Annotated in this window: 12 protein-coding genes and 1 tRNA gene; 8 read left to right on the top strand and 5 right to left on the bottom strand. The window is 29.8% G+C overall.

The features are described from left to right. Positions 1-16: 16 nt before the first annotated feature. Complete coding sequence (gene pafA / locus LPB03_RS06155) at positions 17-1654, bottom strand: alkaline phosphatase PafA (RefSeq protein WP_065318756.1); 1638 nt, start codon at positions 1652-1654, stop codon at positions 17-19. Between the two features lie 108 nt (positions 1655-1762). Here pafA and LPB03_RS06150 point away from each other — a divergent pair, with 108 nt between their 5' ends. The 5 genes from LPB03_RS06150 (at position 1763) to LPB03_RS06130 (ending at position 5637) form a co-directional block, all read left to right on the top strand. Then, positions 1763-2503 (top strand): MlaE family ABC transporter permease, encoded by a 741-nt coding sequence (locus LPB03_RS06150; RefSeq protein ID WP_065318757.1) that lies wholly within the window; start codon positions 1763-1765, stop codon positions 2501-2503. Continuing rightward, entirely contained in the window at positions 2504-3271 is a 768-nt protein-coding gene (locus LPB03_RS06145; protein ID WP_065318758.1) for an ABC transporter ATP-binding protein, read from the top strand. A gap of 63 nt (positions 3272-3334) precedes the next feature. Then, positions 3335-3407, top strand: a tRNA-Lys gene (locus LPB03_RS06140). Positions 3408-3598: 191 nt separating this feature from the next. Then, positions 3599-4096, top strand: a complete 498-nt coding sequence (locus tag LPB03_RS06135) for a CIA30 family protein (protein ID WP_065318759.1) — start codon at positions 3599-3601, stop codon at positions 4094-4096. Positions 4097-4152: 56 nt separating this feature from the next. Beyond that, positions 4153-5637: a TIGR00271 membrane domain-containing protein gene (locus LPB03_RS06130; protein ID WP_065318760.1), complete on the top strand. Its 1485-nt coding sequence runs from the start codon at positions 4153-4155 to the stop codon at positions 5635-5637. Positions 5638-5674: 37 nt separating this feature from the next. Here the strand turns inward: LPB03_RS06130 and LPB03_RS06125 are convergent, their stop codons facing one another. Together LPB03_RS06125 and LPB03_RS06120 are read right to left on the bottom strand one after the other, a co-directional pair. Next, on the bottom strand, positions 5675-6265 hold the full coding sequence (locus tag LPB03_RS06125) for a SprT-like domain-containing protein (protein WP_065318761.1): 591 nt from the start codon (positions 6263-6265) through the stop codon (positions 5675-5677). A 58-nt stretch (positions 6266-6323) separates the two neighbouring features. Next, complete coding sequence (locus tag LPB03_RS06120; protein WP_065318762.1) at positions 6324-7004, bottom strand: SDR family NAD(P)-dependent oxidoreductase; 681 nt, start codon at positions 7002-7004, stop codon at positions 6324-6326. A gap of 68 nt (positions 7005-7072) precedes the next feature. Here LPB03_RS06120 and LPB03_RS06115 point away from each other — a divergent pair, with 68 nt between their 5' ends. Further along, complete coding sequence (locus tag LPB03_RS06115; RefSeq protein WP_065318763.1) at positions 7073-8347, top strand: metal-dependent hydrolase family protein; 1275 nt, start codon at positions 7073-7075, stop codon at positions 8345-8347. 54 nt (positions 8348-8401) lie between these two features. Here the strand turns inward: LPB03_RS06115 and LPB03_RS06110 are convergent, their stop codons facing one another. Both LPB03_RS06110 and LPB03_RS06105 read right to left on the bottom strand, forming a co-directional pair. Continuing rightward, positions 8402-9910: a hypothetical protein gene (locus LPB03_RS06110; protein WP_065318764.1), complete on the bottom strand. Its 1509-nt coding sequence runs from the start codon at positions 9908-9910 to the stop codon at positions 8402-8404. A 113-nt stretch (positions 9911-10023) separates the two neighbouring features. Beyond that, positions 10024-11061, bottom strand: coding sequence for a glutaminyl-peptide cyclotransferase (locus tag LPB03_RS06105; protein WP_065318765.1), 1038 nt, complete (start codon positions 11059-11061; stop codon positions 10024-10026). Positions 11062-11301: 240 nt separating this feature from the next. On the opposite strand from LPB03_RS06105, the gene LPB03_RS06100 reads away from it, so the two are divergent. After that, positions 11302-11556 (top strand): type B 50S ribosomal protein L31, encoded by a 255-nt coding sequence (locus LPB03_RS06100; RefSeq protein ID WP_026777064.1) that lies wholly within the window; start codon positions 11302-11304, stop codon positions 11554-11556. A gap of 235 nt (positions 11557-11791) precedes the next feature. Next, on the top strand, positions 11792-13327 hold the full coding sequence (gene guaA / locus LPB03_RS06095) for a glutamine-hydrolyzing GMP synthase (RefSeq protein ID WP_065318766.1): 1536 nt from the start codon (positions 11792-11794) through the stop codon (positions 13325-13327).

Genomic DNA, 13327 nt, shown 5'->3' with positions numbered 1-13327 from the left:
AAGTTAGCTTCAGAAATTATTTCAAAGCTTCCACAATAATTTTTCCTGTGGATGAATTTGGAGCTTCAATTTGCAATAAATTTGCAATAGTTGGTGCAATATCTATAATTTCATGACGTTTTTTAGAACTTCCTTGTTGAATACCATTTCCGTAAAAAATAATAGGAATATGCGTATCATAAGAATAGCCAGAACCATGAGAAGTTCCTGTTTTACCTCCAGTTAAAGTTGCAGGAAAAGGAATCATTAAAACATCTCCAGAATATTTTTGATTATAGCCATTTTGTAAAGAATTCATAATTCCGTCTGTAAATCTTGCAGTTTGTAATGTTTTTGCTGTAACTGCTTTGTAAACACCATCAAGATTTATAATTTCTTCTACTAATTTATCAGCAACAACACTTTTTGTTAGTCCTAAAGATTCAATTTTGTCTTTATCTAAAAATATTTGATAATTAGAAATGTTCTCAATCAATTCTGTCGAGTTAAAATATTTTTGAGTGATTTCTAAAACTTCTTCTTTAAATTTTCTGTTACTAAAATAATGAGCAGGTATTTTTAAAGACTGTAAATACGCAGGTACATCAACAGCAGCATGATCTGCAGTTAAAAAAACGGTATATTTATCTTTTCCAATTTCTTTATCTAAAAAAGAAAGTAAATCTGCTAAATCTTTATCTAAACGTAAATAAGTATCTTCAATTTCTACAGATGTTGGTCCAAATTGATGTCCAACATAATCTGTAGAAGAAAAACTCACAGCTAAAAAATCTGTAAATTCACCTTTACCTAAATTTTCACCAATAATAGCAGCTTTTGCAAAATCTGCTGTAAAAGAATTACCAGCAGGAATTGCTTTAATAATACTGTAATTTCCATTATCCTTTTTTAAAGCAGGAATATTATGAGGGAATGTGCTGTTAGTTTCACCTTTAAATTTACCTTCATAAACATTATCATCAAGAATGCTATTTTTATAGGTATTCACGTCATAAAGGGTTTCCCAGGGTTGTTCTAAATAAGCAGCTGCTTTTCCAGAATTATTAAAATCTGTTACCCAATTAGGTAAAGCATCCATATAAAAAGAAGAAGATATAAATTGACCTCTTGAGCCGCCATCAAACCAATATGCGCCATTAGCAGTATGTCCTGCAGGTAAAATTGCAGACCTGTCTTTAATACTAACACTAATAGTTTTGTTTTGCATATTTTGCGCTAAACGTAACTGATCCGTAATTGTGGTGCTTTGCATTCTAAAAGGAGACTTTTTTCCTTCATTACTATCATTTCCAACAGTTGTATACGTATTATCATCTACACAATAAATAGATTCCTTTAAAAATTTGTCATACCAATTGTTCGAAATTATTCCATGGTTATCTGGAGTTGTACCTGTATAAATTGAGGTATGACCAACTGCTGTATATGTTGGTATATAATTATATTGTGCGTTTTCTAGAGAAAACCCATTGTTTAAAAGTCTTTTAAATCCGTTTTCTCCATATCTGCTATAAAATCTTGTTAAATAATCATATCTCATTTGGTCTATAACAATACCAACAACAAGTTTGGGTTTTTCTGGGTTTTTAGCATCACTTTTAAATCCAGAGAATAAAATTACGATTGCAAATAGATAAATTATACTGTTTTTCATAAGGTTGTTACTTTAATATAACATCAAAAGTAATTAAATTTTATTTTGATAGCACTAATTATATATTGTGTAAATGTTATTTATTAATTTAGCGCAAAAATTTAATCTATGAATTACATAGAGCATATTGGTAAATACTTTATTATGCTAGGGCAGGTTTTTAAAAAACCGCTTAAAGGTAGAATTTTTCGTGAAGCTTTATTCAAGGAAATAGAAGAACTTGGTTTAAAGTCTTTAGGAATTATTATGTTTATCTCCTTTTTTATAGGAGGTGTAATTGCATTGCAAACAGCTTTAAATTTGGATAGTGCTTTTATACCAAGATCCTTAATTGGTTTTGCAGCAAAAAGATCTATAATTTTAGAATTTGCACCAACGTTTTGTTCTATTATTTTGGCAGGTAAAGTGGGTTCTTATATAACATCTAGTATTGGTACTATGAGGGTTACAGAACAAATTGATGCTTTAGATGTCATGGGGATCAACTCATTAAATCATTTAGTATTGCCAAAAGTAATTGCCACTGTTTTCTTTTATCCTTTTCTAATAATTTTAGGAATGGCTTTAGGTATTTTCGGAGGTTGGTTAGCAGGTGTTTTATCTGGATTGTTTTCAGGTGTAGACTATATTACAGGATTACAATCAGATTTTAAACCTTTCTTAATTGTATATGCACTTATAAAAACGTTAGTGTTTGCATTTTTAATTGCTACTGTTCCTTCCTATCATGGTTATTATGTAAAAGGAGGTTCGCTTGCAGTAGGAGAAGCAAGTACACAATCTGTAGTTTGGACTACCATATTAATTGTAATTATGAATTATTTATTAACTCAAATGTTACTAACTTAGATGATAGAAGTAAAAGATTTACGCAAGGGTTTTGGTGATGTTGAAGTTTTAAAGGGAATTACTACAACTTTTCAACCAGGAAAAACGAGCTTAATTATTGGGCAAAGTGGTGCAGGAAAAACAGTTTTCTTAAAATCTTTAATAGGTTTGCATATTCCAGAAAGTGGTACTATTTCTTTTGATGGAAGAATAAATACAAATTTTAGTATTGAAGAGAAAATGCAATGGCGTCAAGAAATAGGCATGGTTTTTCAAGGAGGTGCTTTGTTCGATTCTCAAACAGTAGAAGAAAATGTGATGTTTCCTTTAAAAATGTTTACCAAACAATCTCAAGCAGAAATGTTGGAAAGAGTAAATTTTGTTTTAGATAGAGTAAATCTTGAAAACTCTAATGATAAATTACCAGCAGAATTATCTGGAGGTATGCAAAAAAGAGTTGCTATTGCAAGAGCTATTGTTATGAATCCAAAATACTTGTTTTGTGATGAACCAAATTCTGGTTTAGATCCGCAAACAGCAACTGTAATTGATAATTTAATTCAAGAAATTACAGACGAATATAAAATAACAACAGTAATAAATACCCACGATATGAATTCTGTAATGGAAATTGGAGAAAATATTCTTTTTTTAAAGGATGGTAAAAAAGAGTGGGAAGGAAGCAGTGATGAGATGTTTAAAACTGATAATGAAGCTGTTGTAGGTTTTGTATATTCCTCTAATTTATTCAAGAAAGTTAGAGAAGCATATTTAAAAGAAACAAATTAAAAAAAATGTTTGTTTTTCTGAAAATAACTTCTATATTTGCACCCGCTTAAAGGAAAAGATATTGACCTGGTAGCTCAGTTGGTAGAGCATCTCCCTTTTAAGGAGAGGGTCCTGGGTTCGAGCCCCAGCCCGGTCACAAGAAATAAAAAAGTTTGCAGTTTTCTGCAAACTTTTTTTGATTTTAAGAGTTTTTTTTTATTTGAAACGAAAAATGTTTTTTTATTTAAAGTTTTTATTTAACTCACCTAAAGTTTTAAAAGTTTTATTTTTGTTTTAATTTGATGAAAAATGAACAAATACTTTTATATCATCTTATTTTTTCTAATTATGAATAATTCAGCGCATATTATTTTTGAGTTTTCAAAGCAATCTAATATCTCTTCTTGGAGGGTTGTAGATGATGTTGTAATGGGAGGTGTCTCTTCTGGGAATTTTGAAATTAATGAAGAAGGAAATGGATTGTATACAGGTGAAATATCTTTAGAAAATAATGGCGGATTCTCTTCTTTAAGATATCGATTTGATAAAATTAATGTTGAAAAGTTTTCTAAAGTTATTTTAAAAATTAAAGGTGATGGAAAAAAATATCAATTTAGGATAAAAGATAATTATCAAAATTATTATTCTTATATACAAACTTTCGAAACCTCAAAAGAATGGGAGTTTGTTGAAATTAATTTATCTGATATGTATCCTGCTTTTAGAGGTAGAAATTTAGATATGAGTAATTTTTCATCAAACGAAATTGAAGAGATTGCACTACTTATTGGTAATAAAAAAGAAGAGAATTTTCGATTAGAAATAAGAAAAATTTATCTACAGTAAAACAATTTAAAATAGAAATACTTTTTTGTATCTTTCAAAATTGATACTATTATAAAATGGAAGAAGATATCCAAAAAAACATAAAGCCTCATCCTCCTAAAGAAGAGCAAGATTCTACAGAAAATATAAAAAAAGATGCCAAAGGTCTTTTTGAAAATCTTAAGAAATTTGTTGTAGAACTTTTTGACTTTAGAGAAGATACTGATCATGCAGCAACTATAGACGCTATTAAAGCAGATATTCCTTTTAAAGGTGCAACAGCTTGGATTTTAATTTTCGCTGTTTTTGTAGCATCCATTGGTTTAAATGCAGATTCTACAGCAGTTGTAATTGGAGCCATGTTAATATCGCCATTAATGGGCCCAATTTTAGGTTTAGGAATGTCTTTTGCATTAAATGATATTGCTACCTTTAAAAAGTCTTTAAAGAACCTTGGGGTTATGATTGGCTTAAGTTTATTCGCCTCTTTTATGTTCTTTTATTTTTTTCCTTTAAGTGAAGATACATCAGAATTATTAGGGAGAGTAAAACCAGATATTAGAGATGTTTTAATCGCTTTTTTTGGTGGTTTAGCATTAATGGTTGCTAGAACTAAAAAAGGGACTATTGCTTCAGTAATTTTTGGGGTTGCTATTGCAACAGCGTTAATGCCACCTTTGTGTACTGCTGGTTATGGTTTAGCAAAAGGTAATTTCTACTATTTTTTGGGAGCAATGTATTTGTTTACAATTAATACAATATTTATTGCTTTAGCAGCATTTTTAGTTTTAAAATTTTTGCGTTTTCCAATGCATAAATATGCAAATGCAGCTAAGAGAAAACGCTCCTCTACAATTGCGACTTTAGTTGGGATTGCTGTAATGATTCCTGCTATTTTTACATTTGTTAATGTATTTCAAGAAAATCAAATAAAGACTCAAATAGAGGCGTTTACAAAAAATGAGATCAAATCTAATGATCATTATATTTTAATGGAGCAACCTAATTATAATGAAGAAACCAAAACGTTAGAGTTAAAGTTTTTTAATGAAGTAAGTGATGCTGAAGAAAATTCTTTGAAAAACCGCTTGTTAACAGATCCAAGATATGAATATCTAAATGAAATCACTTTAAAGGTTAGAGATAGTGATACCAAGAGTTTTGAGGTAATTACAACAGCTTATAAAGAAAATAGAGAAGAGCTTCAAGAAAGTAAAAATATTATTGCAGGTTTACAAAAACAAATTACAGATTTACAAGAAACAATAACTAGCTTAAACCAAAGGATTGAGCAAGATGCTTCTTACAACAATCAAAAAGTAATTGCATTTAGTACCATTGCTAAAGATGCAAAAATTAGATATACAGATATTCAGCAGATAGGTTTTGCTAAAATGCTGTTTTCTAAAGATTTTATTAAAATTGATACCATTCCTGTAGCAACTATTAAATGGAGAGCAAAAATGGCAGATAGCATAATTGCGCCTAAAGAGCGAGAATTAAGAACTTGGTTGCAAGCAGAAATGAAGTTAGATACTTTATTTATCAAAAGAGAAAAATAACTTTTTTTTAGATTGATGATTTATGTGGAGGTAAAAATTATTCGTATAATTTTACTTCCACATTTTGATTAAAAAGATATACTTTTTTAGTCTTCATTTCTAAACATTCAATTCTTGTTCTTCTTATATTTCCTCTTTTATAAACTGCATTTTTAAAAATGAATAAAGTTCCGAAAGGAAGTGAGAAAATAAAATTCTTACCTTCCTCAGCGATATTTCCTCTTAAAGCCAACGAAAGTTTTACATCAGAATCTGTGCTTGCTTTTGGGTTTTTTAAGTAGTTTGCTAAATGACCAATCATTTCTTTCGGATAAATCTCTAGGCGTAAAAAAGGCAACATTAAATGCTGAAAAACTTTTTTCCATTCTTGTCCATGAGGCTGAACTCTCCCGAATTTTTGATGTGTAACATGATGTGCAATTTCATGCACTAACGTTAATAAAAATTGATGTTTGTTCAGGTTGTTGTTAACTGTTATTTGATATTTCCCATTAGGCAACTTTCTAAAATCGCCATGTTTTGTTTGGCGTTGATTTACAATTAATAAATCAAAAGAATGTGCATCAATTAAAAATTGAACAAATGGAATTGCTTTAGGTGGAACAAAATTTTGGTAATTTGAATTCAATATTTAAATCTACTTATTTACTACTGAGTACTGCTAACTTTTTTTACTGCCAACTGAATTATGGTGTTGTTGATGAAACCTCCAAAACCTTCCCATTATAAAATTTATTTCCTGTTGTAGAAAAATCAAAAATATAATTTGCCATTTCTACTGCAGATAAAGGTGCTTTATAATCAGGAAAAGCTTCTGCTAACATTTCTGTTTGTACAGCTCCTAAAGCCAAAACATTAAAGGAAATTTGTTGTTCTTTGTATTCTTCTGCTAATAATTCTGATAACGTAATAACTGCTCCTTTTGCTGATGAATATGCTGCTAAACCAGGAAATTTCATACTTCCTTGAACGCCACCCATAGAACTAATCGTTACAACATGACTTCCTTTTTGTAAAAACGGAATTAAATTTTTCGTCAATTCCGCTACTCCAAAAACATTCACTTTATACACTTCTAAAAAATCATCCGAAGTTAATTCTGTAAAAGGTTTGTTGATGAGTTTTCCTGCATTATTGATTAAAATATCAACTGTTTTCCAATTATTTTTGATGAAATCTGCTACTTTTTTTACATCAGAATTTATAGAAAGATCAACAGAAAGCAACGTTATATTTTGATGATTTACAGTCTTTAAAGGAGCTGTATTTCTAGAAATTGCCAAAACATTATGGCCTTTATCTGCAAACAATTTTGCCAATTCAAAACCAATTCCTCTACTAGTTCCTGTTATAACAACGTTTTTCATTTAATTAAAAAATTTTGAAGTACCAAATTACTTAAAATTTCATACATTTAAGAATTAAAATCAAACAAATGAAAAAAACAATTCTACTTTTTTTAGCAATTTTTTGTCTTCACAACATTGTAGCACAAACCACTTATATTTTATGTGGAAAATTGATTGATACAAAATCAGGAAAAATTAGCACTGAAAAGACAATTTTAGTCAAAGAAAATAAAATTATTGATGTAAAAGATGGTTACATCATGCCAAAAGGCGGAACTTTAATCGATTTACGAGATAAGGTTGTGATGCCAGGTTTAATTGATATGCATGTTCATATTGAGCAAGAATTTTCTGCCAGAACAAGAATAGAAGGTTATATTTTAAATGAAGCAGATGTTGCTTTTAATTCTGTAGGCTTTGCTAAAACTACGTTGTTAAATGGCTTTACAACTGTTAGAGATTTAGGAGGAACAGGTGTAAATATATCTATTAGAAATGCCATTAATGCTGGTAAAATTCCTGGACCAAGAGTTTTTACTGCTGGTAAATCTTTAGCAACAACTGGTGGTCATGCAGATCCAACAAATGGAAGTAGTAGAAATTTAATTGGAGATCCTGGACCAAAAGAAGGGGTTGTAAATTCTATAGAAGATGCAAAAAAAGCAGTTAGACAACGTTATAAAAATGGCGCAGATTGTATAAAAATTACTGCAACTGGTGGTGTGTTAAGTGTTGCCAAATCAGGAGATAATCCACAATTTACAATAGAAGAAGTAAAAGTAATTTGCGATACTGCAAAGGATTATGGAATGCATGTTGCTGCTCATGCACATGGAGATGAAGGTATGCAAAGAGCTATTATTGGTGGTGTAAAAACAATTGAACATGGCACTTATATGAGTGATAAAACCATGGAATTGATGATTAAACATGATGCGTATTTAGTGCCAACAATTACTGCAGGAAAAGAAGTAGAAGAGAAAGCGAAAATTAAAGGTTTTTACCCAGATATTGTTGTGCCAAAAGCTTTGGCTGTTGGGCCACAAATTCAAGGAACTTTTGCAAAAGCTTATAAAAAAGGTGTAGGAATTGCCTTTGGAACAGATGCTGGTGTTTTTGCACATGGTAATAATGGAAAAGAGTTTTCTTTTATGGTAGAAGCTGGAATGCCTGCAATAGAAGCTTTGCAATCTGCAACCATTACAAATGCAATGTTATTAAAAATGGAAGATGAAGTTGGGCAAGTTAAAAAAGGTTTTTTAGCAGATATTATTGCTGTCAATGATGATCCTACAAAGAATATTTCAACAATGGAAAACGTTGTTTTTGTAATGAAAGATGGAGTTGTTTTTAAGCAATAAATTATATTTAAACCTCAAAGGTTTTCAAAGCCTTTGAGGTTTTTTTAACGTATTTTAATCAAAAATAATACTTTGATAAGCACCAATAGCTGGATTTACAGTTCTGTCAACACCTAATATATCTAAATTAAACTGTGTTGCTTTTGCTTTGTTGATGGCATCAGAATCTTGGCCAATAATAAAATCTTCATTTTGAGTATTTTTAAAATTAGCAAATCCATTTAAGATAATATCTTGATAATTGCTGTTATTTAAAATATCCATTTCAATATTTCCTGCAAAAGAATTGTTAGCATCTATAAAAGATATCATACAATTGCTAATGTTATAATTAAAAAGACCACCATCAACTTTATCTAAAATAAATTCAATATTATTGTTGCCATCAAAAATACAATTGGTAAAATTAGCCGCTTTTAAATCTCTTGTTTCTGTAATTTCTTGACCATTTGCATCATTATAAATAAAGAAATTATTCACTAAAACAGCTGGTAATTGACGAATGCCATTATTCCAAAAATTGGCAAAAGTGCTATGTGTAAAATTATAAGTTCCGCCAATTGTGGCAGCTAAAGAAGCTTGTCCTGCAGAACCAATTACAACATTATGGCCTTCAATATTAGTTTCTCTTGCCAAAATACCAAAGTTAGAATGGTTGTAAATTTCAGTGTTCTGTAATTTTAAAGTTGGAGTAGAAGTAGACCCAATACTATCTATTAAAATACCAATAATTCCGTTTCTTATTTGTGCATGATGTACTTCATTCTCTTTACTTCCTGCACGCATCCAAATTGTACCCCATTGACCTGGAGTTTGGCTAAATCTATTTTCTAATCGATCGCCTTCAAACGTTACTTTTTCAGCTAAAGTTCCATTTACTTTTAAAGTTGATTTGTTATCTACGATTAAACCAGAATTGCTATGAAAATAAACTTTTGAACCTGCTTCAATTGTTAATGTTTTGTTGGCTGGAACAGCTGCATAACCATAGATAACTGTTGGTTTTGAGTTGGTAATTGTCAATTCAGCATCTGTTAGAAACCTACCTTTAATAGTGGTTGGTTGTCCATCAAAAGTTAAACTATCAATTTTCATTGATATTGGGTTTCTGTCAGGAAAAATAAAATTGGCATCTTGCACTAAAGTTACCAAATCTACATCTTGTTGATTGCTTCCAGTATCAAACAAAATTCTGTCTGTATATAATGGGTCTGTTGTGGTGTTAACATCAATGGTTGTTTCAACAAAAATAAAAAGACTGTCTTTACCAAGAATATCAATATCGTTAAATTCTTTACCAGGAATTCCATCAACATTTAATCTGTAGTTAGATGAGGTTCCGTTTTCTAAAGCAATTTTAGGAATTGTAATAGCTTTATTTCCTCGATTATAAACTTTTAAATTATAGGTTGCAGAACCAATATTGGTGAAAATAGTGTCTAAAAAAACAGTGTCTTTAGAGAATTCTAAACTTCCGAAATTAGGAATTGTAGAGAAATCTTTTCTACAAGAACTCATCGAAATTAAAACAGCACAAATAATAAAAGTAATAAAATAACGCATATAAATGTTTTCTGTATAATTGATTAGAGTTGAAAAGTTAATTTAGGTTTTGACATTGCGTAACCAGACATTATATTAATGATATAAAATAAAACTATAAAATAAAGACTTTATTATTCTTTTATCAATTTGATTTCAAAAAGTTTTCCCCAATTTTTACCTGTTACAAAAAGACGATTATTTTCTTTATCGAAAGCAATTCCGTTTAAAACTTCATCATCTTTTACTAAATTTTGGGTTTTCTGCATTTCTTTAACCAAACCAGATAAATTTGCAATACCTTCTACAGCACCTGTTTTTACATCAATAATAGAAATTAAAGGTTTTAGATAATAATTGGCATAGATTTTACCATTGTAATATTCTAATTCGTTTAGTTTTGGTATTTTTTGCTTGTAGTTATAGGCTTGTATGTAGCGTAATTCTTTTTGCGTTTCAGGATTCAAGAACCAAATTTTATGAGTTCCATCTGATTTTATTAATTCTTGACCATTGTTAGTTAAACCCCAACCTTGTTTACTGTTATTGTAAGAGAATTCTTTTTCTCTTTCAAAAGTATCTAAATTATAGATAAAACCTTTATTTGCTTCCCAAGTTAACCAATATATTTTGTTGTTCAAAATGGTCATTCCTTCCCCAAAATATTCATTTTCTAAATCAATTTTTTTAAGAACTTTACCTGTTTCTAATTCCACTTTTCTTAAAGTTGATTGTCCTCTTCTTCCAGTAGTCTCGTATAAAAAGCCATTATAATATTCCAAACCTTGTGTGTAGGCTTTAGTGTCATGAGGATATGTATTTATGATTTCATAGGTGTAAGCTTGGTATTTTTCACTTGGAAAAACCTCAAAAGAATTATTTGTTTTTTTTGTTTTCCCTGGATAAAAAGCCAAAGCAGCAACTTGATGTTTACCAACACCCAAATCGTTTGTATTTAAAGTGATAGAATTTCCAGAAGCATCAATTTCTTTTCCATTTACAAAAAACTGAATATTATCTAAAACTTTATCATTTTCCTCTTTTAAAGTGATGGTGATTTCTTCATTTAAAGTCGTTTTTTTAGGAACATTTAAGGTGAATTTATAAGCATCACTGCAACTTGCCAATAAAAAAAGGGTTAAGATTGATGTAAAAAAAGCAATTTTCTTCATTATTATTTTAATTTAGTACTTAAAAATGAGACCTTCATGTAATTTTAGGTCTCAAAATAGAGCGATTTACATAAGATATTCAAAGTTCTACAAATAAAAGCAACTTATTTATTTGTAAATTAAAAAATATCGTTAAATTTGCATCCTCAAAATAGTAATATAAAGCTATTTAAAGAATTTAGTAAGGCTTTACCAACTTTACTTTGCAAACATAACATTAAAGATTTAAAATATTATAAAATGAAAAAAGGAATTCATCCAGAAAATTACAGAATGGTAGCTTTTAAAGATATGTCTAATGAAGATGTTTTTTTAACAAGATCTACAGTAGACACTAAAGAAACTTTAGAAGTGGATGGTGTTGAGTATCCTTTAGTAAAATTAGAGATTTCTAGAACTTCTCACCCTTTTTACACTGGTAAATCTAAACTTATTGATGCTGCAGGACGTATTGATAAATTTAAAAACAAATACGCAAAATTCAAAAAAGACTAATCTTTTAGAATTTTCAACATATTTAAAACTCCAACATGTATTTGTTGGAGTTTTTTCTTGGCCTGAATTTATTTCGGGATCTATTTTAGATCCAAATTTGTTTAGCTTTCCTTTATCTATTCTTATTTCATCAAAATTATTCATACGAATTCTCAAAAAAGGCAACGAATTCTAATTTATCAAAAAAATATAAATTTCAGTGTTAAAAATTTAATCTGAAATACTATTTTTGCGCATGCAACAACACAACGTACTTATTTTAGATTTTGGTTCTCAATACACGCAATTAATTGCAAGAAGAGTTAGAGAACTTAATATTTATTGTGAAATTCATCCTTACAATAAAATACCAGAAAGTTTAGAGAATTTTAAAGCTGTTATTTTATCAGGAAGTCCAAATTCTGTGAGAGGAGAACTCGTTTTACATCCAGATTTATCTGCAATTAAAGGCAAAAAACCATTATTAGCAGTTTGTTATGGAGCACAATATTTGGCTCATTTTTCTGGTGGAAAAGTAGCAGAATCTAACACAAGAGAATATGGTAGAGCAAATTTATCATATATTAAAACCAGCGAAAATTTCTTTAGAAATATAGTGGAAGGCAGCCAAGTTTGGATGAGCCATTCAGATACTATAAAAGAATTACCAACCAATGCTGTTTTATTGGCAAGCACTACAGATGTAGAAAATGCTGCTTATAAAATTGAAGGAGAAGATACTTTCGGAATTCAATTTCACCCAGAAGTGTATCATTCTACAGATGGGAAACAATTGTTGGCAAACTTTTTGGTGGATATTGCAAAAGTGGAACAAAATTGGACTCCAGATTCTTTTGTTGATAGCACAGTTGCAGCAATTCAAGAAAAAGTTGGGAATGATAAAGTTGTTTTAGGACTTTCAGGAGGTGTAGATTCTTCTGTTGCAGCAGTTTTATTGCACAAGGCAATTGGTAAAAACCTATATTGTATTTTTGTGAATAATGGTTTATTACGTAAAAATGAGTTCGAAAGTGTATTGAATCAATACCAAGGAATGGGTTTAAACGTTAAAGGTGTAGATGCTTCAGATCGTTTTTTATCAGCTTTAAAAGATCTAAGTGATCCAGAATTGAAAAGAAAAGCAATTGGGAATGCGTTTATAGAGGTTTTTGATGATGAAGCACATCAAATTAAAGACGTAAAATGGTTGGCTCAAGGTACAATTTATCCAGATGTAATTGAATCTGTTTCTGTAAATGGTGGTCCTTCTGCAACTATTAAAAGTCATCATAATGTTGGTGGTTTGCCAGATTTTATGAAACTGAAAATTGTGGAACCTTTAAGAATGATTTTTAAAGATGAAGTAAGAAGAGTAGGAGCATCATTAGGAATTGATAAAGAATTATTAGGACGTCATCCTTTTCCAGGACCAGGTTTGGCAATTAGAATTTTAGGAGATATTACTCCAGAAAAAGTAAGAATTTTACAAGAAGTAGATGCCATTTTTATCAACGGTTTAAAAGAAGATGGTTTGTATGATAAAGTTTGGCAAGCTGGAGCAATGTTATTACCTGTAAACTCTGTAGGAGTTATGGGAGATGAAAGAACATACGAAAAAGTTGTGGCTTTAAGAGCTGTAGAAAGTACAGATGGAATGACTGCAGATTGGGTAGATTTACCTTATAAATTTTTGCAGAAAACATCAAACAAAATTATAAATCAAGTAAAAGGTGTTAACAGAGTAGTGTATGATATTAGCTCTAAACCACCTGCAACTATAGAATGGGAATAG

The organism is Polaribacter vadi (assembly GCF_001761365.1).
In the GTDB taxonomy this organism is placed as follows: domain Bacteria; phylum Bacteroidota; class Bacteroidia; order Flavobacteriales; family Flavobacteriaceae; genus Polaribacter; species Polaribacter vadi.
This window is presented reverse-complemented; position numbering and strand designations above follow the sequence as displayed.

Coding starts and splice junctions, on each gene's coding strand:
- pafA (WP_065318756.1), bottom strand. CDS start 1,654: ATGAAAAACAGTATAATTTATCTATTTGCAATCGTAATTTTATTCTCT.
- LPB03_RS06150 (WP_065318757.1), top strand. CDS start 1,763: ATGAATTACATAGAGCATATTGGTAAATACTTTATTATGCTAGGGCAG.
- LPB03_RS06145 (WP_065318758.1), top strand. CDS start 2,504: ATGATAGAAGTAAAAGATTTACGCAAGGGTTTTGGTGATGTTGAAGTT.
- LPB03_RS06135 (WP_065318759.1), top strand. CDS start 3,599: ATGAATAATTCAGCGCATATTATTTTTGAGTTTTCAAAGCAATCTAAT.
- LPB03_RS06130 (WP_065318760.1), top strand. CDS start 4,153: ATGGAAGAAGATATCCAAAAAAACATAAAGCCTCATCCTCCTAAAGAA.
- LPB03_RS06120 (WP_065318762.1), bottom strand. CDS start 7,004: ATGAAAAACGTTGTTATAACAGGAACTAGTAGAGGAATTGGTTTTGAA.
- LPB03_RS06115 (WP_065318763.1), top strand. CDS start 7,073: ATGAAAAAAACAATTCTACTTTTTTTAGCAATTTTTTGTCTTCACAAC.
- LPB03_RS06110 (WP_065318764.1), bottom strand. CDS start 9,910: ATGCGTTATTTTATTACTTTTATTATTTGTGCTGTTTTAATTTCGATG.
- LPB03_RS06105 (WP_065318765.1), bottom strand. CDS start 11,061: ATGAAGAAAATTGCTTTTTTTACATCAATCTTAACCCTTTTTTTATTG.
- LPB03_RS06100 (WP_026777064.1), top strand. CDS start 11,302: ATGAAAAAAGGAATTCATCCAGAAAATTACAGAATGGTAGCTTTTAAA.
- guaA (WP_065318766.1), top strand. CDS start 11,792: ATGCAACAACACAACGTACTTATTTTAGATTTTGGTTCTCAATACACG.